This is a genomic window from Pseudomonas sp. R38(2017) (assembly GCF_002112395.1).
In the GTDB taxonomy this organism is placed as follows: Bacteria; Pseudomonadota; Gammaproteobacteria; order Pseudomonadales; family Pseudomonadaceae; genus Aquipseudomonas.
Genome location: NZ_NEHN01000009.1, coordinates 262,335 through 284,198, shown reverse-complemented (window position 1 = coordinate 284,198; position 21,864 = coordinate 262,335). Strand labels below are relative to the sequence as shown.

22 protein-coding genes are annotated in these 21,864 nt (G+C 61.5%); 15 read left to right on the top strand and 7 right to left on the bottom strand.

Going from position 1 to position 21,864, the window contains the following annotated elements; translation table 11 throughout:
* The first annotated feature begins 1 nt into the window (after position 1).
* The 9 genes from CAF87_RS23160 to CAF87_RS23120 all read left to right on the top strand — a co-directional run bounded on the left by CAF87_RS23160 (position 2) and on the right by CAF87_RS23120 (position 4,832).
* On the top strand, positions 2 to 475 hold the full coding sequence (locus CAF87_RS23160; protein WP_085733232.1) for a type II secretion system protein: 474 nt from the start codon (positions 2 to 4) through the stop codon (positions 473 to 475).
* 5 nt (positions 476 to 480) lie between these two features.
* Positions 481 to 855, top strand: a complete 375-nt coding sequence (locus CAF87_RS23155; protein WP_085733231.1) for a type II secretion system protein — start codon at positions 481 to 483, stop codon at positions 853 to 855.
* A complete protein-coding gene (locus tag CAF87_RS23150) occupies positions 830 to 1,381 on the top strand; it encodes a type II secretion system protein (RefSeq protein ID WP_085733230.1) in 552 nt (183 codons plus the stop codon). The genes CAF87_RS23155 and CAF87_RS23150 overlap by 26 nt, the downstream gene beginning before the upstream one ends.
* Positions 1,378 to 1,770, top strand: a complete 393-nt coding sequence (gene csgE / locus CAF87_RS23145; protein ID WP_085733229.1) for a curli production assembly/transport protein CsgE — start codon at positions 1,378 to 1,380, stop codon at positions 1,768 to 1,770. Before CAF87_RS23150 ends, csgE begins: the two co-directional genes overlap by 4 nt.
* Entirely contained in the window at positions 1,767 to 2,198 is a 432-nt protein-coding gene (locus CAF87_RS23140; RefSeq protein ID WP_085733228.1) for a curli assembly protein CsgF, read from the top strand. The genes csgE and CAF87_RS23140 overlap by 4 nt, the downstream gene beginning before the upstream one ends.
* A gap of 29 nt (positions 2,199 to 2,227) precedes the next feature.
* Positions 2,228 to 3,088 (top strand): CsgG/HfaB family protein, encoded by an 861-nt coding sequence (locus tag CAF87_RS23135; RefSeq protein WP_085733227.1) that lies wholly within the window; start codon positions 2,228 to 2,230, stop codon positions 3,086 to 3,088.
* 785 nt (positions 3,089 to 3,873) lie between these two features.
* The gene (locus CAF87_RS23130) at positions 3,874 to 4,254 is read left to right on the top strand and encodes a DUF6124 family protein (RefSeq protein ID WP_085733226.1); all 381 of its coding nucleotides are present in this window, start codon (positions 3,874 to 3,876) and stop codon (positions 4,252 to 4,254) included.
* Between the two features lie 73 nt (positions 4,255 to 4,327).
* Positions 4,328 to 4,519, top strand: a complete 192-nt coding sequence (locus tag CAF87_RS23125; RefSeq protein ID WP_085733225.1) for an antitoxin — start codon at positions 4,328 to 4,330, stop codon at positions 4,517 to 4,519.
* Between the two features lie 94 nt (positions 4,520 to 4,613).
* Positions 4,614 to 4,832, top strand: coding sequence for a hypothetical protein (locus tag CAF87_RS23120; protein ID WP_085733224.1), 219 nt, complete (start codon positions 4,614 to 4,616; stop codon positions 4,830 to 4,832).
* Here the strand turns inward: CAF87_RS23120 and CAF87_RS23115 are convergent.
* The 5 genes from CAF87_RS23115 to CAF87_RS23095 all read right to left on the bottom strand — a co-directional run bounded on the left by CAF87_RS23115 (position 4,825) and on the right by CAF87_RS23095 (position 10,897).
* Positions 4,825 to 5,049: an antitoxin gene (locus CAF87_RS23115; protein ID WP_085733223.1), complete on the bottom strand. Its 225-nt coding sequence runs from the start codon at positions 5,047 to 5,049 to the stop codon at positions 4,825 to 4,827. The two genes, CAF87_RS23120 and CAF87_RS23115, sit on opposite strands and share 8 nt — an antisense overlap.
* Before the next feature lie 195 nt (positions 5,050 to 5,244).
* Entirely contained in the window at positions 5,245 to 6,696 is a 1,452-nt protein-coding gene (locus tag CAF87_RS23110) for a curlin (RefSeq protein ID WP_085733222.1), read from the bottom strand.
* A gap of 26 nt (positions 6,697 to 6,722) precedes the next feature.
* Positions 6,723 to 7,187, bottom strand: a complete 465-nt coding sequence (locus tag CAF87_RS23105) for a curlin (RefSeq protein WP_064595177.1) — start codon at positions 7,185 to 7,187, stop codon at positions 6,723 to 6,725.
* A 93-nt stretch (positions 7,188 to 7,280) separates the two neighbouring features.
* Positions 7,281 to 9,515 carry an Ig-like domain-containing protein gene (locus tag CAF87_RS23100; protein ID WP_085733221.1) on the bottom strand — a complete coding sequence of 745 codons (2,235 nt, stop codon included), beginning with the start codon at positions 9,513 to 9,515 and terminating at the stop codon, positions 7,281 to 7,283.
* 35 nt (positions 9,516 to 9,550) lie between these two features.
* Positions 9,551 to 10,897, bottom strand: coding sequence for a hypothetical protein (locus CAF87_RS23095; RefSeq protein ID WP_085733220.1), 1,347 nt, complete (start codon positions 10,895 to 10,897; stop codon positions 9,551 to 9,553).
* Between the two features lie 307 nt (positions 10,898 to 11,204).
* Here CAF87_RS23095 and CAF87_RS23090 point away from each other — a divergent pair, with 307 nt between their 5' ends.
* From CAF87_RS23090 to CAF87_RS23070, 5 genes are all read left to right on the top strand, one after another.
* Positions 11,205 to 12,653, top strand: a complete 1,449-nt coding sequence (locus tag CAF87_RS23090) for a sensor histidine kinase (protein WP_085733219.1) — start codon at positions 11,205 to 11,207, stop codon at positions 12,651 to 12,653.
* 159 nt (positions 12,654 to 12,812) lie between these two features.
* Positions 12,813 to 15,620, top strand: a complete 2,808-nt coding sequence (locus CAF87_RS23085) for a multicopper oxidase domain-containing protein (RefSeq protein WP_085733218.1) — start codon at positions 12,813 to 12,815, stop codon at positions 15,618 to 15,620.
* 17 nt (positions 15,621 to 15,637) lie between these two features.
* Positions 15,638 to 16,708 (top strand): SCO family protein, encoded by a 1,071-nt coding sequence (locus tag CAF87_RS23080; RefSeq protein ID WP_371850987.1) that lies wholly within the window; start codon positions 15,638 to 15,640, stop codon positions 16,706 to 16,708.
* 105 nt (positions 16,709 to 16,813) lie between these two features.
* On the top strand, positions 16,814 to 18,307 hold the full coding sequence (locus CAF87_RS23075; protein WP_085733216.1) for an ATP-binding protein: 1,494 nt from the start codon (positions 16,814 to 16,816) through the stop codon (positions 18,305 to 18,307).
* Complete coding sequence (locus CAF87_RS23070; RefSeq protein ID WP_085733215.1) at positions 18,276 to 19,706, top strand: sigma-54 dependent transcriptional regulator; 1,431 nt, start codon at positions 18,276 to 18,278, stop codon at positions 19,704 to 19,706. Before CAF87_RS23075 ends, CAF87_RS23070 begins: the two co-directional genes overlap by 32 nt.
* On the opposite strand, the gene CAF87_RS23065 is transcribed toward CAF87_RS23070, so the two are convergent.
* Positions 19,697 to 20,065: a hypothetical protein gene (locus tag CAF87_RS23065; protein WP_085733214.1), complete on the bottom strand. Its 369-nt coding sequence runs from the start codon at positions 20,063 to 20,065 to the stop codon at positions 19,697 to 19,699. The genes CAF87_RS23070 and CAF87_RS23065 overlap by 10 nt on opposite strands.
* Before the next feature lie 137 nt (positions 20,066 to 20,202).
* Here CAF87_RS23065 and CAF87_RS23060 point away from each other — a divergent pair, with 137 nt between their 5' ends.
* Positions 20,203 to 21,009: a class I SAM-dependent methyltransferase gene (locus CAF87_RS23060; protein ID WP_085733213.1), complete on the top strand. Its 807-nt coding sequence runs from the start codon at positions 20,203 to 20,205 to the stop codon at positions 21,007 to 21,009.
* 48 nt (positions 21,010 to 21,057) lie between these two features.
* Here CAF87_RS23060 and CAF87_RS23055 read toward each other — a convergent pair whose 3' ends face one another.
* Complete coding sequence (locus CAF87_RS23055; RefSeq protein ID WP_085733212.1) at positions 21,058 to 21,750, bottom strand: GNAT family N-acetyltransferase; 693 nt, start codon at positions 21,748 to 21,750, stop codon at positions 21,058 to 21,060.
* Between the last annotated feature and the right edge of the window lie 114 nt (positions 21,751 to 21,864).

The window sequence follows — 21,864 nt, the reverse complement described above, 5'->3', positions numbered from 1 at the left end:
CATGAACGCCTCCCAGCGCGGTTTTACCTTGATTGAAGTCGTGGTGACGCTGGCCCTGATCGGCCTGCTGGCCGGCATGGCCGCGCCGCTGACCGAGACCCTGGTGCGGCGTGGCAAGGAGCAGGAACTGCGCACCGCGCTGTATCAGATCCGCGATGGCATCGACGCCTACAAGCGTGCCTTCGATGCCGGCTACATCGAGAAGTCGCTGAACAGCAGCGGCTATCCGCCGAACCTCAAGGTGCTGGTCGAAGGCGTGCGCGACGTGCGCAGTGCCAAGGGGGCGAAGTTCTATTTTCTGCGCCGGATACCGCGGGATCCGCTGGTGCCGGCCAAGCGTGACGACAACGGCGGTTGGGGCCTGCGGGCCTACGATAGTTCGGCCCAGAACCCGCGCGATGGCGAAGACGTGTTCGACGTCTACTCCCACGCCAAGGGCCGTGGCCTCAACGGCATCGCTTATCGCGAGTGGTGATTCTCATGCGCCGGGAAAAGGGTTTTACCTTGCTCGAACTGATGGTGGTGATGGCGATCATCGCGACCCTGATGACCATTGCCTTGCCGCGTTATTTCAACAGTCTCGAAGCCTCCAAAGAGACCACGTTGCACCAGAGTCTGTCGGCCATGCGCGAGGCACTGGATCACTACTACGGCGATACCGGGCGCTATCCCGATTCTCTCGAACAACTGGTGGAACTGCGTTACCTGCGCAACACGCCACTGGACCCGATCACCGAACGCAATGACCAGTGGGTGCTGGTCGCACCACCGGAAGGTGTGGCGGGCGGCGTGGCCGACATCAAGAGCGGTGCTACCGGGAGGGCGCGCGATGGCAGTCAGTATTCCGAGTGGTAAGCGCGTGGAGCAGGGCGGGTTCACCTACCTGGGCGTGCTGTTCCTGATCGTGATCATGGGCATGGGTCTGGCCAGTGCCGGCGAGTTGTGGTCGACGGTGTCGCGCCGCGATCGCGAGAAGCAACTGCTGTGGGTCGGCACTCAATACGCCCAGGCGCTGCGCAGCTATTACCGCAGTTCGCCGGGGCTGGCGCAGTACCCGAAAGAGCTGGCTGACCTGCTGCAGGATGAACGTTTTCCGGAGCCCCGGCATCACCTGCGCCAGCTCTATCCGGACCCGATTGGCGGCGGCGAATGGGCGTTGCAACGCGGCTTTGACGGACGCATCACCGGGATCAACAGCCCGTCGACCGAGGTGCCGTTGAAGCAGGCGGACTTCCCGTCGCAATGGTCGGATTTCGAAGGCATGCAGCGTTATTCGGATTGGCAGTTCGTCGCCGAAAAGGCCTTCCTCGATGGTACCGGCCCTGGCAACGGAACCCCGGTCAAAGGCCAGTCGGCCCTGCCGCAGGCGTTGCAGCCATGAGCCGCCAGTGGTGGTGTGCGTTGATCTTGTCGGTGGTGGCCTGCTGTATCAGTGCCAGCGAGGAAGACGAAATGATGGGCTTCATCGTCGACGACACGATCTCGCACATCGGCCACGACTTTTACTACTCGTTCAGCGAACGCCTGCGCGACACCAGCCGCATGGATTTCAACCTGGTGGTGCGCGAGCGCCCCGACGCGCGCTGGGGCAGCCTGGTGACCGTCGAATATCAGCAACGCCTGGTGTATCGGCGCTTCCTGCCGCCGAACACCGTGGAACTGAAGGACGAGGCCTACGAGGCCGCCGACTCGGTTCGCCTGGAGGTCGTCCGGCGCAAGCTGGAAGCCCTGTTGCAGGACACCACCGACCTTGAGAAGGACGAACTATGAACACGACAACGTTCTCACGGCGCCACGGATTGTGGATCCCGGGTTTATTGATCGGGCTCGTCGGCGCCGCTGCTGTCCAGGCCACCGAACTGGTCTACACGCCGGTCAACCCGTCGTTCGGCGGTAACCCGCTCAACGGCACCTGGCTGCTCAACAACGCCCAGGCGCAAAACGACCACGACGATCCGGATCTCAAGAAGCGCTCGACGGTGGCCGGCACCTCGGCACTCGAACGTTTCACCAGTCAATTGCAGTCGCGGTTGCTGGGGCAACTGCTGGACAACATCTCCACCGGCAACACGGGGAGCCTGTCTACCGACGCTTTTATCGTCAACGTCGTTGATGACTCGGGGGCACTCACGATTGAAGTGACCGACCGAGCGAGTGGCGAAGTTTCCGAAATTCAGGTGAACGGCCTCAATCCATGACGGGATGACGGTTCCGGGGAGTGATGGACATGAAAAAAATAATAGCGCTAGGGCTGATGTTGGCAGCATTACAAGGGTGCAGTCTGCGCGAGCCGATGCCGGCCGAGCAGGACACCGAGACCCCGACCCTGACCCCCAGGGCCTCGACTTATTACGACTTGCTGAAAATGCCGCGACCCAAGGGCCGGCTGATGGCGGTGGTGTACGGCTTCCGTGACCAGACCGGACAGTACAAACCGACGCCGGCGAGTTCGTTTTCCACCAGCGTGACCCAGGGCGCGGCGTCCATGCTGATGGACGCGATGCAGGCCAGCGGCTGGTTTGTGGTGCTCGAACGGGAAGGGCTGCAGAACCTGCTGACTGAACGCAAGATCATTCGGGCTTCGCAGAAGAAGCCGAATACGCCGGTGAACATTCAGGGTGAGCTGCCACCGTTGCAGGCGGCGAACATGATGCTCGAGGGTGGGATCATCGCTTATGACACTAACGTGCGTAGCGGTGGGGAAGGGGCGCGGTATCTGGGGATTGATTTGACCCGGGAGTATCGGGTGGATCAGGTGACTGTGAATTTGCGCGCGGTGGATGTGCGCAGCGGGCAGGTGTTGGCGAATGTGATGACCAGCAAGACGATTTATTCGGTGGCACGCAGCGCCGGGGTGTTCAAGTTTATCGAGTTCAAGAAGTTGCTCGAGGCTGAGGCGGGGTACACGACCAATGAGCCGGCTCAGCTTTGTGTGTTGTCGGCGATCGAGGCGGCGGTGGGGCATTTGCTGGCGCAGGGGATTGAGCGGCGGTTGTGGCAGGTTGCCGGGGATAATTCTTCGCCTGCGGGGGATGAGACTTTGAATCGGTATTTGACTCAGAACAAGGTGGATCCTGAGGCTGAGTGAACTTGGCGGCCTTTGGGCCGACCAGGTTCTCTGGGTGGTTTGGGTGAATATCCGTTTCTTCGGGGGTTGCGGCTGGCGGTTTCGCCCTTACGGCGAGTCCCTTTTGCAAACGCCCAAAAGGAACCAAAACGCTGGGCCCCGGCGTTCGGCCCCTCGCTGGGGCTCGGGGTTCCTTCGCTCCGGGATTCATCCGGGGGCATCGCCTCCGGTTTGCTTCGCTGCACCTCCTCTCGATGTGTTCGACTTCGTCGAACGGTCGCTGCGCTCCCACCCCCCGGATAAATCCCTCCACTCAGCCTTCCGATGGGGCCGGCACGTCAAGAGCGGTACTCGAGCTAACGCTCATTGTGTTGAGTGGTGAGAGGCGAAAGGCGAAAGGCAGAAAGCAGACTGCTTTTGCTTTGATCGTTCCCACGCTTTGCGTGGGAATGCAGCCGGGACGCTCCGCGTTCCATTCTTGAATGTTTAAAAGTTGTGTCTGTTTCGGCGATCCTTCCCACAAGGTTTTCAGGTTGTCCGTCGGAAGCGCGGGCTCTAGCCTGTTTCGGTCGCTGCCAATTCAGCGATCGGGCATGGAAACCCGCGTAACAACAGAGCGCACAAGCGCCATTCATAACGTATCCTGCGCACCTTCATGGTGTGCACTTTGTTATGGCGGCTGTGCGTAGGAGACCTCGTGTCTGCCGGGTTGCTCTGTCCCGGGTTTCCAGCCTGCGTACAGCTGCCACCTATTCGCTTGGAAACCGAATAGGGCCAGCTATAACCGTCATACAGGGTAAAAAATCATGAAGAAACCAACACCCAACCCACCCGAAAACCAGGCCAGCCTCGAAACCGACCCAACCTCCCCATACACCTCCATCAACTCGAAAAAACTCCACGACGCCGCCGAACGCGCCCTGGATCATTACCTCTGCCCCGGCGCCCACATCATGGGCAGCGTCAACGAACCCGCCCCGATGTACCTCGCCAACCCGGCTTACAACACCGAATCCCTGCTCGCCAACGCCTGCGAGTCCCTGGGCTCCGCCAGCGAAATGCTCAACAACTTCGCCGCCGCCCTCGACCCCGCCCACCGCAAGACCGCGCTGGGGATCGCGCAGATCCTCATGCTGAGTGAGCTGGCCGTAAATCAGGCCTTGGATCACGTCGAGCTGAAGGGTTGATCCAGCACCATCCCCAATAAAGAACGCGACCCGGAAATGGGGTCGCGTTTTTCACATTCAAACTGGAGTCACCATGGATTCCCTGATCTCCACAATCGTTTCAGATTTCGAAAGCGAAGAGCAGGCTGCCAGCTATGACCGCTGGTTGCGTGCCAAAGTACAGGCTTCAATCGATGACCCACGACCCAGCATTCCGAATGAGCAGGTGATGGCTGAAATGTCGGCCCTGATGGAGGAGAAACGAAGAAAACATGAGGCGGGGTAAGTGCTTTCCGGTGGCAATGCGAAAAGTAGAAAAGCGCAATGCCGGTTTTGGTTACTCTACTGCTTCCTGACGACTAACTATTTTTGAGGAGTGCATGGACCTTTCACCGCCACTGGAAATCGACAGCGCTACGTATGCAGAATTCTTGGGCCTGTGGGAAATGGGTTTTTTTGATAACCAGCGATTGGGACAAGCTTTCTACAACCATTTTCGCCTCCATCGGTTAGCTGATCAGGCTTTGTTGCAGGGGCTTTACGAGGCAGACGGCAAGAAGGCTCGAGCCGCTGTAAGCCGCATATTTCATCTCAATTAGCATCAGCCCTTTTGCGCATTGATTCCATCAAGGCATGTATCTCGGCCATCACCTGGTCATGCGGAATGCTCGGACGCGGATCATCGAGAGAAGCCTGTACTTCGGCACGAAACCAACGGTCATAACTCGCAGCCTGCTCCTCGGGATCAAGATCCGAAACCACCGGGCACAGTGGGTCGAACGGTATCGCTGTCGTCGCTGTCTGGATGAATTGCATGTTGGCCAAGCTCCATGAGGATCAAGTTGTCCCGGCAAATCCTAGAGCCTGCACTTCCGACGGCCAACCGCCAGAATTCGTCAGAAAAGTCCCCGATTTTCTGAAAACGGTATGTTTTCCGTAGGACGCCACTCGAGCCTCAGCGCAAAAAAAACCGCGACCCTCAACAGGTCGCGGTTTTCCAACACCCAACCCTTACTGCTGCAAAACCGTCGCCTGGTTTGCCGACCCGAACTGTTGAATATTCGCGGTCTGCGTCATCCCGCTCTGATCCACATTGGCAATGTTCCCGGTCCCGCCCTGGGTCACGTACGCCACGTTCATGGTGTCAGCCTGTTTCACGGTGATCATGTTGTCGCTGCCGTATAGCTGCGCGGTGTAGGCCTGGTTGCCGGTGCCGGATTGATCGAATTCGGCGCTGTTGCCCGAGCCGTTCGACGAGCCCTGAACCAGGTTGGTGGTGCCGCGCTGGTCGGCGATGAGGATGTTGTCGCTGCCGTTCTGATCGAAGTACAGCTCGTTGTAGGAATCAGCCTGGCTGACCGTGGTTTTGTTGCCGGTCCCGGTCTGGTTGGTGGTCATGATGTGGCCCACGCCGTCCTGGGTGAAGCTGGCGATGTTGCCGTTACCGGCCTGATTGACGGTCGCACGCTGGTTGCTGCCGAACTGGCCGCCGTGTTGCGGGCCTTTCCAGTTGCTGGCGTAGACCTTGTTGTCGTTGCCCACGGACGTGGCGTTGAGCGTGTGACCGTCGCCGCTTTGGTAGGTGTAATGCACGTTGCCGTTGCCGACTTGATAGAGCGACAGCGTCGAGTTGACCGACTCGAACTGGTCGGCATAGATGGCGTTGGTGTTGCCGACCTGGGTGACGGCGGCGGTGTTGTTTTCGCCATAGCTCTGGTCGACCACGGTTTCGTTGCTGTCGCCGTACTGGTTGACGGTGGCCTGGCTGGCCAGTTGCGAGTCTTGCCAGATTTCGGTGCCGTTGAGGTTACCGAACTGGTTGATGGTGATGTTGCCGCCGGTGCCGTTGCGCTGGTCGCCGTAGGCGTAGTTGTTTTCACCGGCCTGGTTGATGCCGATCTGCCCGCCGTTGTGGGTGACCTGTTCGGCAGTGCCGTAGTTGGCGGTGCCGTACTGGGTGATCACCGAGCTGTTGCCGCTGCCTTCGTACAGTTGCTCGATGTTGGCTTCGTTGCTGTCGCCGAACTGGAAGGTCTTGCCTTCGCTGCCGTTCTGCGAGTCCTGGTAGACGAACGAGAAGTTGCCGGTGCCTTGCTGCTGTTGCAGAGCGGTGTTGGGTGAGCCGAAGCCCAGCGACTGGCTGGCGTGGATGGTGTTGAAGGCGCCGGACTGTTGCTGGGTGATGGTGCCATTGTCTTCGTAAAGTTGTTCGGCATAGGCGGCGTTGTAGTCGCCGACCGCGTCCTGGGTGATAACGCTGCTGGCGGTGTCTTGCACGGCGGCGGCGTTGTTGCCCTGGCCCAGTTGGGTCTGGGTCGCGGTGCTGAACGGGGCCTGGGTCTGCTTCACATCAGCGATGTTGGCAGTGCCGAACTGGCTCTGAGTGGAAATGCTGTCGTCGGCCATGGCCTGGGCACTGATCATGACCAGGATGGCGGCGGTGAGGGGCGTCAGTTTGAACATGATGAACTCTCCGATGATTGCAGTGCTTAGCGATATTGCTTGACCGAAACGCTCATGCCGTTGCCCGACTGGGTCACGGCGCTTTGCAGCCCCGTGCCCGCCTGCTCGATGCTGGCGTCGTTGTTGTTGCCGTTTTGCGAAATCTGCGCACGGTTGTGGCTGCCGGTTTGCGTGATGGACGCGGCGTTGCCGGAGCCGTTTTGGGTGATCAAGGCCATCAGGTCGCTGCCTTGTTGCAGGATGTACGCCTCCTGATTGCTGCCCGACTGCACGATTCTGCCCAGCAGCGACTGACCGTTCTGCGAGAGCAGGGCAAGGTTGACCTGGCCGTTCTGGTCGATCAGGGCTTGCTGGCCCACGGGGGGCGGCAGTTCGCCGAGATCGGCGCTGTTGGGCGCCAGGTCATCGTTTTCCATCAGGTCGTCGGCGCGCACGCCCGCACTGACGCACAGGGCGAGCAGGCAAAGCAGGGCGGCGGTCGGCGTGTTCATGGCGTTGTCCTGTGTTTTCCTGAATCCGAAATCCGGGCTGAGCGGGCCCCACCCACTGCGCATTGAACGGTGTGGGGTGGGTGGGGCACGGGCTCAGAGCGTGGTCACCGATACGGTGCGAACGGTGCCCTGGGACGAGCGGATGGTGGCGGTCGGGTTAGCCGAAGGCACCACGTTGGTGTTGTTGAGCGTCAGCCGCCAGCGTCCGGTGACCGGTACCGTCGTCGTGCCGAGGGTGACCAGCCCGGTCGGGGTGGTGACCTGCACGGTGATGGTATTGCCGGTGGTCACCGACGAAGTGCCGGCGAAGTCCCAGTTGAAGCGGTTGCCGGAACGGGCCTGCACGGTCGAGGTAGTGATCGTGAAGGTTTCCGCCGCTGGCCGTGGCGACACTTGCACGGTGACCGTGGCCGGCGTCGACTGGGCGCCGAAGCTGTCCCGGGCGATGTAGGTGAAGGTCGTGGTGAAGGCCGTGGTCACGGTGGCCGGTGGGGTGTAGGTGATCACCGTACCGTCGGTGCTGACCGTGCCGCGTCCTGCCGGCGGTTGGGTCAGGCTGGCGACGCCCAGCGGTGTGTTGCCTTCCGGATCGGTGTCGTTGGCCAGGACGTTGATCGGGATTGCGACACCCAGCGTGGCAACGCTGTCGGCGACGGCGGTCGGTGGCCGGTTGGGCGCAACGGTAATCGTCACGGTCGCCGGGTTGGCCGAGGCCAGGCCTTTGCTGTCCTGGGCCTTGTAGGTGAAGGTGGTGGTCAGCGGAGTGTTGACCACGGCTGGCGGGGTGTAGACCACCGAGGTGGTGCCGCTCAGCGCGACGGAGCCCTGGCCTGCGGCCGGTTGCGTCAGCGCGGTAATGGTCAGCGGCACGTTGTTGTCCGGGTCGCTGTCGTTGGTCAGCAGGCTGAGGGTGATCGGCACGCCGAAGCTGGTGCTGCCGGTGTCTGCAACGGCCAGCGGTGCCTGGTTCTCGCCGGTGTCCGGTGCGGTACCGACCACCACCACTGGCTCGGTGTCGCTGCCGCCGGCGGCGGACTTGACCGTGACGGTGGCCGGAGGCTGAGTCAGGTCGGCAACGGTGATTTTTTGCAGGGTGCCGGTTTTCGACAGGCGTCCGTAGCCTTGGGCAACCATGTCCGGCACCGCGACTTCATCGGTCGAGGTGGCCTCGATCAGCAGGCTGTGGTTGGCCCAGCTGTAGCGGGCGGTCTGGATTTTCACCACGTCGGTGAGCTTCGCCGAAACGGCGGTCGGACGGGTCGTGCCGGCCGGGTTGGTCGCGGTCACGACCACCACCGACGGCAGGGTACCGGTGCCCAGACGCTGGCCGAAGAACAGCCCGTTGTTGTCACCCAGCAGGCTGGTCTGGCATGGCGTCGGCGGTGGGCCGGGCAGCAACGCCAACGTTTCGCGGAAGCACAGGGTCGAGCTGCTGTCAGCCTTGGCGAATACTTCGGTGCGCACGCCCGCCGAGGTCCGGCGATAGGTCGCGCGATCAAGTTCGACATGGGTCTGCTGACGATTGTCGAGGACCTTGCCGGCGACGGTGAACAGGGCAGTCTGAATCGAGCCTGCACCCGAGGGGCCGTCGATCCGTACGAAGTTGGTATTGAACGGGCTACCGGTCACCGCTTCGGTGAGATTCGGGTCACCAACGAAGGTTTCGACGTTGCCTGTGTCCGGGTTCACTTCGGTGTACGGGCCGTTGATGCTGCGCAGGAACGGCCCGATGGCGCCGTTAAGCGCGCCGCTGAAATTGCCGGGGGCGCCGATGCCGACGTCCTTGGTGATGTTGATCGCCCGTCGGCCTGGCGTTGTGACAGTCACCGTTTCCACGCCATAGGGGTGGGTGATGGTGTAGGTGCCGGCAACCGGGACGTTCACCCGGATACGGATCCGCGCGAAGCTTTGCTGATCACCGTCCACCGGGTTTCCCGAGGCAAATGCGGCTTCTACCCCGGCGACATAGGCGTCCATACCAAAACCGGCGCCGTTGTTCGGGATGTTGGTTTCCGCCAGGAACCAGAAGGCTTCCGGTGGCCAGTTGTCGGGAAACACCATCGGCAGAGTGTCATCGAACACGCCCGGTTCCGGCAGCAGGGTGCACATGTATGCCGGCGGGGTACTGACCGGCACCCGCGAACTGGCGGCGCGGGACTGGCAGAGCTCCATCGACAGTTGATTGTTGTCCTGGTACCACATCGGGAATTTCCCGGTGGCGAAGGTGTAGGGGCCGGGATCGACGGCGGCCAGTTGCGCGAACGCACTGCCGGTCAGCGAGATTGTCAGCCCGAGCGCGTTGAGCGCGAAGCGTGGCCACTTGTTCATGATGCCTCCTGATGCGGATCTGGGCATGTGAGCGTTCATTGCACGATGACCACTTCTTCGGTATCGCTGCCGCCGTTGGACGACGTCACCCGGACCCTGGCCGGTGGAATCGGCGTGATCCCGGTGGACAGGGTTTTCACTGCGCCGTCACCGCCAAGGGCTCCAATGGCGGCGCCGGTGCCGGAGGTGGCGGTGAGCACCGGTGGCGAGGTTTCGTCACTGGTCGAGGCCACCACGGTCAGTTGCCCGGAGCTCAGGCTGTACTCGGCGCGCTGGATCACCACCAGGTCGGTCAGGGGCATGGGCAGAGTGGTCGGTGAACTGGTGGCGATCGCCAGGTGGTTGTCGGCGGTCACTTGCAGCACGGTCGGCAAGGTCGGGTTGACCTGCGATTGCGCGTACCAGCTGCCGGTGCTGTCGGCTTCTGTCATGTTCACCACGGGTGTGCTGCTGGTGATGGCAGCGGTGCCCGGCGCTGGGGGCGCCTGGACGAACACGTCTTGCTGGGCCACCGGCGCACTGTCGCCGGGTTTGCGCGAGTAGGTGCTGCGCTGTGCAATCAGCGGGGTTGGCCGTACCACCGTCGACAACTTGCCGGACACGGCGAAGGTCGTGGTGCGCAGGTCAATGCCCCCCGGGCCTTCGATCCGCACGTAGTTGGTGTTGAACGGGCTGCCGGTCACCGCTTCGTTGAGGTTCGGGTCGCCGACAAACTGCTCGGCCGCACCGGTCAATGGGTTGGTTTCGGTGTAAGGCCCGTTGACGCTGCGCAGGAACGGCCCGACGTCACCCTTGAGCGCGCCGTCGTAGGTTTTCGGGCTGCCGATGCCGATGTCGCGGGTCATGTTGATCGCGCGACGACCGGGGGTGTCCACGTTGAACACTTCGACGCCGTACGGGTGAGTGATCACGTAGGTGCCGGCGGTGGGCACATCGACCCGGATGCGGATGCGCGCGAAGCTGATCTGGTCGCCCTCTACCGGATCACCGCCACTGAACGCCGCTTCGACGGCCGAGCCATAGGACAGGTTGATGCCCCGGGCCGCATCGACCACGGTGCCGTCGGCGGTGAACCAGAACGCTTCGTCGGGAAAATTGCCCGGGAAGACGATCGGCTGGGTGTCATCGAATACTCCCGGCGCGGGGATCAGCGAGCACATGTACGAAGGGGCACCGGGCGTACTCGGCACCCGCGAGCTGAGCGCTTTGGACAGGCACAGGTCCAGGGTGCGTCCGTGGGTGTCCTGATACCAACTGGCAAATCCGCCGGTCGCCGGGGCATAGGGTCCGGGATCGACGGCGAACAGAGCGGCCTGGGCAATGCCCTGGGCCAGGGCGCTCACGACCAGGACGGTCGCGGTTTTGGACAGTAAAGGGTGCATGAGTTAATCCCTCTATCGAAGTGCCTGCCCCTTGGGGGTGGGTCAGTTGCAGAGGGGCTTTACAACTTCCATACCAACGGCCGGGCAATGGGCGGGAGAGGCCCGTGGTGCAAGGGTTGGTGAGTGAGGGTGGGGATTTTTTGCAGTATGGCCATCGGGCGACAGTCCCCAGGATTGGGGGTTGTGGGGATCCATCGGCAACCCGGATTTGCAGATCGGTGATCGTGGGGCCGTTCAACCCCCGCATCCGGGCAATCACCCAACCGTGGGCTATAAACTTATAGGGACGTATCGGGAAGTCGCCGCCATGAACATGTATTCAAAATCGCTACCGGTCGAGGAGCGCAGTCTGCGGCTGGGCTCGCGCAAGCAGCCATTCAATCTGCTGCGCTGGTTTTCGTTGATCAGCATGGCGGTGATCGGCACGGTGGCCGTGGCGCTCGGCACGGTGTCCACGCGTTTCGTGATCGAAGAAAGCGTGCAGCGTGATGCGTTGCTGACGGCGCAATTCATTCAGGCCATCGCTTCGGCGGAAGTGCGTCACGTCTCGATCCCCAATATCCGCACCATGGGCGACTTGCTGGACCCGCGCCAGGACCGGGACTTTCCCGACGTCGACCCGGCGGCCCGAGCCAGCGCCCGGGGCGAGTTTCTCGATCACATCGAGCATCTGCCGGACGTGATCCTCGCCAACGTTTACGCGCCGGATCGCCTGGTGATCTGGTCGACCAACCCTGCGCTGGTCAACACCCGTATCCATGCCGATGAAGACCTCGATCGTGCGTTCAACGAGAAGATTCCGGTGTCGGCCAGTTACCACAACGTCGACAAGGGCCGTGAAGAACAGAAGTTCGTGGTGCCGCCGGATTACATCTTCATCGAGAACTACATTCCATTGTTCGACGCCGATGGCAAGAACGTCACGGCGATGGTCGAGATCTACAAGGAACCCAAAGACCTGATCGCCCGCATGGGTCGCGGTCTGGCGCTGATCTGGCTGGCCACCGCGCTGGGCGGCGGCCTGATTTATCTGGGGTTGTACTGGATCGTGCGACGGGCGGCGATCCTGCTGGCGGTGCAACAGAAACAACTGATTGCCAATGAAACCTTTGTCGCACTGGGCGAGATGTCCTCGGCGGTGGCGCACAGCCTGCGCAACCCGTTGGCGACCATCCGTTCCAGCGCCGAGCTGGCCCTGGAATTCGACGCGGGGCCGGCGCAGAAGAACATCAAGGACATCATCGGTCAGGTCGATCGAATGTCGAAATGGGTGCGCGAACTGCTGCAGTCGCTGCGACCGCTCAATGACGAGCCGGAGCCGGTAAACCTGGTGGCGGCGTTGCACGAAAGTCTGGTCGCGTTCGAACAGCAGATCGCCAAAAATGCGGTAAACGTGGTGTTTCATCCGCAACAAACGCCGATGGTGTTGAGCCAACCGGTGCAACTGACGCAAATCCTCAACAGCCTGCTGGCCAACGCACTGGAGGCCATGGACAAGGGCGGCACGTTGACCATTACCCTCGAACCCACAAACAACGGCGGCGTCAGCGTCATGCTCAGTGACACCGGCAAAGGCATGAACGAAGAACAGCGCAGCATGGCGTTCCGGCCGTTCTTCACCACCAAGCAGGGTGGGCTCGGCGTAGGGCTGGTGCTGGTCAAACGGATCATGGAGCGCTTCGGTGGCGGCGTGACCCTGCACAGCCGCGAAGGTGAGGGCACCACCGTTCGTCTGGCGTTTCAGCTCATTCAGTAAGCTGGGGTGAACTTTCCCCCAGTAGCGGGTGTCAGGCCCCGGTCACTGGGGAGTGGGAAATCCAACAGCGTCTGTAACAGCTTGTTTCAACGGGGATTAATACTTTGGCGAGCTAATTGCAAAACACCATCACCCCTTCCTTAGATGAGGCGGCTGGTGATGGACAGAACAACGCGTGACCCCAAAAAGCTGTTTCTTCTGACGCCTTTGAGCGTCTTTCTGATGTTGGCTCTGGGCAATATGGCCGGGGTCCGAGCGAGCCCGATCGACGACGAAAACCAGCCGGAAGCCTCCGACCCGTCGGCATACTATGACGAGCCGGCCGATGAACCGGCGGCCCTCAACGCCATCCTGACCATGCCCGAGGCCAACGAAAATTCTTTCGATCTGCCTGACGGGGTGAAAGGGACGCGCAACACCACGCGTTCGGAAAACATCCTGCCGCCGACCGTGCAGACAAGTTTCAATTACCCCACCAACGGCAAACCGAGCCCGTTGTTTGGCGCGCAGCCGTTCACCCAGCAACTCGTACTGTTCGAAGAGTTCGGCCCGGAAAAACTCGACCCGACCACCCCGGCCGCGCCGCTGGGCTTTCCGCCCGCCGCCATCGGACCGGCACCGGCCCAGGACCCGAACAGCGTTGCCCGCAGCGCCCCCCCTGGTGCCGCGCTGGACGCGTTCCTGCGGCAACCCGGGCTGACGCCGTTCCCGAGCCAGTTCTCCAACGTGGTCGACCGCAACCCGTGGCAGTCGCAAATCGAATTGTTCCTCAACCGTCACATCGGCTCCTCCGCCGAAGGCCGTCCACCGGGAAAAGGCTGGGCTCATCAGCGCTGGAACGAGTTCTACCCGCAAGTCGCCTACAAGACTGTGCAGACCGGCGCGCGTCTGAATGGCGGCCTGCGTGACAGCCGGCAGATGCACGGTTATGCCGTCGGTGAGTTCGGCCCTGGCGGTCTGTACCACAACGTCGCCGGCGTGCCGGCGACGGATGGCACGGCCAAGGGCGTCGATGCACGTTTCCACCCGGCGATGCCGGTGCAAAACCACAACTCGGTGTGGACCTTCGACGGCACGCTGCCGCCAAAACTGCTGATGGTGCGCTACGGGCAACCGGTGATGATGCGTCACTACAACGGCTTGCCGATCGATCCGTCGGCCAACCGTGGTTTCGGCCTGCACACGATCACTACCCACGAGCACAATGGCCACGCGCCGGCGGAAAGCGACGGCTATGCCAACGCGTTTTTCTTCCCCGGTCAGTATTACGACTATCGCTGGCCGATCCAGCTCGCCGGTTACGACAGCATCAACACCAAGGCTGAAGACCCACGCGCGGCGTTCCCGTGCGCGCCGGGGGAAACCCTGTGGGTCAACGACCTGCAGCCTGCGAAAAAGACCTGTGACCACGGCACCATCAAGATTCGTGGCGACTGGCGCGAAACCATGAGCACCCACTGGTTCCACGACCACATGCTCGATTTCACCGCGCAGAACGTCTACAAGGGCAACGCGGCGATGATGAACTACTACAGCGCCCTGGATCGCGGCAACGAATCGGTAAACGACGGGGTGAACCTGCGTTTCCCCAGCGGCAGCGCCTTGCCGTGGGGCAACCGCGACTACGACGTCAACCTGGTGTTCGCCGATAAGGCCTGGGATCAGGAAGGCCAGTTGTGGTTCAACCCGTTCAACACCGACGGATTCATCGGCGATCAGGTGCTGGTCAACTGGCAGTGGAAACCGACCCTCGACGTGCGTGCACGCAGCTATCGGTTCCGCATCCTCAACGGTTCGGTGTCGCGCTACTTCAAGCTCGCGCTGGTACGGGAAATCAAAGGCACCAGCGGTGAATTCCAAGGGCCGAAAAACTCCGGTGTTTCCTACAGCCGCGTGCCGTTCCACATGATTGCCAACGACGGCAACATCATGGAACACAGCGTGCCGTTCGACGGCTCGATGGACCTGGATGCCGACGGCGACAAGCAAAACCACAACGCGATCCTGCCAACTCAAGGCATCGCCGAGCGCTTCGATATCATCGTCAACTTCTCGAAAAACGGCATCAAACCGGGCGACAAGCTGTTCTTCGTCAACCTCCAGGCCCAGGACGACGGCAAAGGCCCGAAAGAGGTGATTCCGTTGGCCGATGTGCTGTCCGAGAAATACCTGGCGGTCATCAAACAAACCAGCAAGGGTCCGCAATGGGATCGCGGCGATCCGGTGGTTGGCAAGGTGTTGCAGCTCAACGTCAAGGCCTACACCGGCCAGGACCTGGCCATGGATCCGGCAGCCTACGAACCGGCCAAACCGGGCAAGGCTGAAGGCATGGTGATGATCCCGCTGAAGATCCACCGCGACAACGCTGCCGACAAGGCGCTGCTGGCCAACGCCCGTCACCGCACCTTCACCTTCGGCCGCAGCGACGGCACCGATGAAGCACCGTGGACGGTCAAGACCGATGGCGGCTTCGGCTTCCACATGGACCCACGCCGGTTGAACGCGTCAACGAAACTGGCCAGCGGCCCGACCGATGCAGGCACTGCCGGATTCGGCACTCTGGAAGTGTGGAACATCAAGCTTGGCGGCAAGGGCTGGAGCCATCCGGTGCACGTGCACTTCGAGGAAGGGATCATCCTCAGCCGTGGCGGCAAGGCCCCGCCTGAGTGGGAAAAGTGGGCGCGAAAGGACGTCTATCGCATCGGCTCCGAAGCCGACGGGCTGGACAGCGTGGAAATGGCGATCAACTTTCGCGAGTTCGCCGGGACGTACATGGAGCACTGCCACAACACTCAGCATGAGGACAACTCGATGCTGCTGCGTTGGGACCTTGAGAAGCCCGGACAACTGCAGTTGATGCCGACGCCGCTGCCGAGCTGGGATGGCGTGCGCTACGTCAACTCCGCCGCACTGCCGACCTTCCGCACGGGCGATGGTTTCGGTCCGCAAGTGACTGTGAAGCCATGAGCAGGGAGGGAGCCGACATGACACAGCCAACGCCGCGCTCCCGCGCCCTGGGCATGCACTTGATCCTGGTGCTGGTCACCTGCCTGCTCGGCAGTCAGGTGCTCATCGCCCATCAAGCGCTGCCCGAAGGCGCCAGCGAATCCGCCACCCCGTGGGGTGGCGACTATTTCCCCAACACCCTGCTGACCGATCAGGACGGCCGGCAGGTGCGTTTTTTCGATGACCTGATCAAAGACAAAGTGGTGGTGATCAACTTCATCTTCACTTCCTGCAGCGACTCCTGCCCGCTGGAAACCGCACGCCTGCGCCAAGTGCAGAAACTGCTGGGGGACCGGGTCGGCCAGGACATCTTTTTCTACTCGATCAGCATTGATCCTTTGAGCGACACCCCCGAAGTGCTCAAGGCCTATTCACAACGCTTCAAGGTCGGCCCCGGCTGGAAATTCCTCACCGGCGAATTCGAAGACGTCACCGACTTGCGCAAGAAACTCGGGCTGTTCATTGAGGGCGTCGACAACGGTCGCACCAAGGATCACAACCTGAGCCTGATCGTCGGCAATCAGAGCACCGGGCGCTGGATGAAGGCCTCGCCGTTCGAAAATCCGTGGATCCTCGCCGATCAACTGGCCAACACCTTGCAGAACTGGAAGCAGCCGAGCATCGAGCAAAGTTACGCCAATGCGCCGCAGATTCGTCCGCCGAGCAACGGCGAAGAACTGTTCCGCACCCGTTGCGCCTCCTGCCACAGTCTTGGCCCGCAGGACGGTGAAGGCATCGGCATGCGCAACATCGGCCCGGACCTGATCGGCGTGACCCGTCAGCGTGACCCGGCCTGGCTCAACCGCTGGATCCGCGAACCGGATCGGGTACTGGCGGAGAAGGACCCGATCGCACTGCAACTGTTCGAACAATACGAGCGGATTCCGATGCCCAACCTGCGCCTCGACGAACAGTCGGCGCAGTCGATCATCGACTTTCTGCGCGATGAAACCGAGCGCCAGCACCCGACCACGCAGCCCTTGGCTGACGGGGCGTTGGCGCCAACCCGTGCGGCCGCGAGCAGCGAAACGGTGAGCCGTATGCGCTAGCGACCAAATAGTGACTTTGAGTCCTGTATTGCGGTGATAGCCACCTACACTCATTCGAGAGGTGGCTGTAACCGGTTCGATACAAAAAAACGCCAGGGCACCCCCATGCAACGACTGGAAGAACAACAAACACCGGCGCCAAACGTCGCGGCGGCCGCCATCAAGGGTTGGGGCGCGCAGTTCAATCTGCTGCGCTGGTTCTCGCTGGCGAGTTTTTTCATCATTGCCGCGGTGGCGCTGGGGCTGGGTTATATCTCCACGCGCTTCGTAGTCACCGAAAGCGTCGAACGCGATGCGTTGCTGACGGCGCAATTCGTCCAGGCCATCGGCGATGCGGAAATGCGCCATGCCGGCATCACGCCGCTGCGCACCATGGGGGAAATGCTCGACCCGCGTCAGGACGAAAACTTTCCCGACGTCGATCCGCTGGCCCATGGCGCGGCCCGGGCCGAGTTTCTCGATCACGTCGAACACTTGCCGGATGTGCTGCTGGCGACGGTCTATGCCCTGGATCGGTCGGTGATCTGGTCGACCAACCCGGAACTCATCGGCGTCAAGTTCGAGGACGATGACGAGCTGGACGAGTCGTTCGAAATGAAAGTCCCGGTGTCCTCCAGCTATCACAAGATCGACGACGAGAAACCCGAGCAGAAACTGTCGCGGGAACCCAAGTATCTGTTCATCGAGAACTACATCCCGATGTTCAATGCCGACAAAAGCAAAGTCATCGCCATGGTCGAGATCTACAAGGAACCGGCGGATCTGGTGGATCGCATCGACCGCGGGTTTGCCTCGATCTGGGCGGCGACGATTCTCGGCGGGGCGGCGATTTACCTGGGCCTGTTCTGGATCGTGCGGCGTGCCTCGACCTTGCTGCACAGCCAGCAACAGCAACTGATCAGCAACGAAACCTTCGTTGCGTTGGGGGAGATGTCCTCGGCGGTGGCCCACAGCCTGCGCAATCCGCTGGCAACCATTCGCTCCAGCGCCGAACTGGCTCAGGAAGTGGCCAGCCAGAGCGCCCAGCGCAACATCGGCGACATCATCAGTCAGGTGGACCGCATGTCGCGCTGGGTTCGGGAGTTGCTGGTTTCGCTGCGGCCGATGAGTGACGACGGCGAGGCGCTCGAGCTGCGCACCGCCGTGGAAGATTCCCTCGGCGCGTTCGAGGCGCTGATCCGGCGCAACGGTGTCGAGGTGCGATTCAACCTGCAGGACTGCCCGCCGGTGGTCAGCCACAAGGTGCTGCTGACGCAGATTCTCAATAGCCTGTTCGCCAACGCCCTGGAAGCCATGCCCAAGGGCGGCGTGCTGAGTGTCGAGATTGATGTACCCCACGCCGGCCAGGTCTGCATGACGGTGGGGGACACCGGCAAAGGCATGAACGCGCAGCAGCAACAACTGGTGTTCAAACCATTTTTCACCACCAAGCAGGGCGGCCTCGGGGTTGGCCTGGCACTGGTCAAAAGAATCATGGAGCGTTTTCAGGGCTCGGTCGTGCTGACCAGTCGCGAGCAGGAAGGAACCCGCGTCAGTCTCAACTTTAAAGTGGCATCGGGAGGGGAATATGGAACACAGCATTCTGCTGGTCGAGGATGACGAGCTGTTGGCCGACAATATTCAGACCTACCTGGAGCGCAAAGACTTCGAGGTGACGGTTTGCCATTCGGCTGAAGACGCGCTGGGGCAACTGGAAAGCTTCATGCCGGACATCGTGCTGACCGACAACTCGCTGCCGGGCATGAGCGGTCACGATCTGATCCAGAAGCTGCGCATCAGCGCGCCGGATCTGAAAGTGATCATGATGACCGGTTACGGCAACGTCGAAGATGCGGTGGTCGCGATGAAGGAGGGCGCCTTTCATTACGTCACCAAACCGGTCGCGTTGCCGGAACTCAAGCTGCTGCTGGACAAGGCCCTGGCCACCGAACGGATGGAACGCACGCTGTCGTTTTATCAGGAGCGCGAGGCGCAAAAGTCCGGGGTGCAGGCGCTGATTGGCGAATCAGAGCCGATGTTGCATCTGAAGAACACCATCGGCCAGTTGCTCGAAGCCGAACGCCGGATGACCAACGGCGATCTGCCGCCGGTGCTGGTGGAAGGCGAGACCGGCACCGGCAAGGAACTGGTGGCGCGTGCGCTGCATTTCGACGGTGCGCGCAGCAAAGGCCCGTTCATTGAATTCAACTGCGCGTCGATTCCTGCCAACCTGGTGGAATCGGAGCTGTTCGGCCACGAGAAAGGTGCGTTCACCGATGCCAAGGATCGCCGCGTCGGGCTGGTGGAAGCGGCGGACGGCGGTACGCTGTTTCTCGATGAAATCGGCGAAATGGATCTGGTGCTGCAGGCCAAATTGCTGAAGCTGCTGGAGGACCGAACCATTCGCCGGGTCGGCTCGGTGAAAGAGCGCAAGGTCAACCTGCGGGTGATCAGCGCCACTAACTGCAACCTCGAACAGATGGTGCAGCAGGGCAAGTTTCGCCGCGACCTGTTCTTCCGCCTGCGGATCATCTCGATCAAGGTGCCGCGCCTGTATGCCCGGGGCGATGACGCGTTGTTGCTGGCCCGGCATTTTCTCGCCAGCCACGGCAAGCGCTACGGCAAGCCGAATCTGCATTTCAGCCAGCAGGCCGAAGAGTTGCTGCTCAATTACACCTGGCCGGGCAACGTGCGCGAACTGCGCAACATGCTCGAACAGACCGTGCTGCTGGCACCGAGCGACACCATCGCCGCGCACCAGTTGAACGTGTGCATGAGCCTGGTGGACGAACCGTCGCTGCATCAGCATCAAGAGGTGCCGCACTTCGAGCCGCGCCCGGCGAGCAACACCGAGTCGATGAATCTGCCGGAAGTCGAGCGCGACATGGTGCGCAAGATGCTCGACAAGACCGACTGGAACGTCACCAAGTCCGCCCGCTTGTTGGGCCTGAGCCGCGACATGCTGCGCTATCGCATCGAGAAGCTTGGCCTGGCGCGACCGGACAAGCGTCAGTGGTAGACCGCATTACTCCGGGGATTCGGCGGACTCAGGCACTCCAGCAGGCACGTCGGGTCCAGCACCTCGTCATTGACGTAGATGCCGCGTTCGGCGTCGTACGTGCGGATAAACACCCGCACCGTCGCATCGGCCACGGTCGGCAGTTGTGAGTCATGGAACACGTGGCGATCCGGGATGACGATGAAATCCCGCGGCGGTGTGTCATCGAACGCTCGCGGCGGCTGTGCATTCAGCGAGGGCGGAGCGGGGTGGGCGAAGGGCTGGTCCGCCCCGTAGTAATTGAAGTTGCTGTCGAGGGCTTGCGCCTGTGTGGCGGCGAGCAGACAGGCGGATAACAGCAGCCGGTTGAACGTTTGCATGGCGGCACCTGTGGAGGCGGTATTCCCCAAGGCTATTAACTATAGCCGACCGTTGGCTTACAAGTTCGCAACAACCTGGATTATCGGGCTCAACTAGACTCGGGCCGCTCAATCAAGAGCATCGTCCGGAGTGCGCCATGGAAGTGCCAAACAACAAAGACGCCATCGAAAGCAATCGTCAGGCGTGGAACGATTCGGCCCGTCACCATCAGGAATCGGCCGAGTGGAAGGCCTTGCTGAGCGAGGTCACCCAGACCGGTTTTTCCTGCCTCGACGAAACCCTGCGCGGGTTGCTGGAGCAGGTTGGCGTCGATGGAAAAGACGTTGTGCAACTGTGCTGTAACAACGGCCGCGAGAGCCTCTCGCTGTTCGCGCTGGGTGCGCGCAGTGTCGTCGGGGTCGATCAATCGGCGGAGTTTCTTGAACAGGCCCGTGTGCTGAACGGCCGTTCGCCACACCAGGCCGAATTCATCGAAGCCGATATTCATCACTTGCCCGAATCACTGCGCGGTCGTTTCGACGTGGCGCTGATCACCATCGGCGTCCTCAACTGGATGCCCGACATCGGCGAATTCTTCCGCCACGTCGCCTCGACCCTCAAGCCGGGCGGGCAATTGGTGATCTACGAAACCCACCCGTTCCTGGAAATGGTCGATCCCGACGCCGAGGATCCGTTTCGCCTCGCGACCTCGTACTTTCGCCGCGAGCCGTTCGTGCAGCAGGAACCGATCGTCTACATCGGCAAGGTCGAGCAGCAGGTCGCACCGTCGTACTGGTTCGTGCACAACCTCGGCGCCATCTTCACCGCCGCCCTCGACGCCGGGCTGAACATCGCGCACTTCAAGGAATACCCGCATTCGAACCGCGAAGAGGCGTATGACCAGTACCTGAACCGCGAGGCGCAGATGCCGATGTGTTTTACGTGGGTGGGGGTGAAAAACTGAAGTCCGAATTGAGCGCACGAAGGCGGCCGAATGGCCGCCTTCATCATTTCAGGCCTGCGCAGCCGCGGTCACCACCGGCCGCCCCGGTTTGCGCAGCGGTTCCAGTCTCGAACCCTCATATCGCGTCTCGCGGAAGAACCGCCACTTTCCAAACAACCCATAGACGTGGGTGACGCGGCCCTGTTCGTGATAGCCCATGCGAATGTGCAGCTTCAGCGCCGGGATGTTGTGGGTTTCGCAGACGTCCACCACCTTGTGGCAACCCTGGGCGGCCATGGCTTGCCAGAGGGTGACTTGTACGTCCACCGACAGGCTGCTGCCGAAGTAGGCGCGGGTCATTTCGCCGCCGAATTCGAAGAACTCGCCGGGCTGGACCGGGAAGTTGCAGCCGTAATAGTGGCGGTCATGATAATCCCGGGTGCTGCCCCAGATGAAGGCCACGGCGTGGCCGTTGGCGTCCAGGTACATGTGCCCGGTGTGGCCTTCGCTGGCGAGTTCGGCCATGGTCTGCACACGGTCACCGAAATGCTTGCCGAACGCGCTGGCATTCTGTGGCGTGATGTCGACTTTGCGCAGGCCTTCGTAAGGGCGCAGCTTGTGTGGCGGCACCGGGCTGATCAGGTCGCGCTCCATCCACAGCAGTTCCCAATGGAAGAACACGTAGCGTTTCCACAAGGTGGAAAACGTGCGGGCCAGGCCTTTTTGCTTGATGCGTTCACGCAGCTTTTCGATGACGCTCATGATGCCCTCCGTGGCCGAAGCCCGGGTGTTTTGTAGTTGGCTTTTGTGGGTATAGATCAAGCTGGCAAGTACATTTCAAAGTGCCATCTCCGAAAGTGTTGCCAGTTGTGTAAC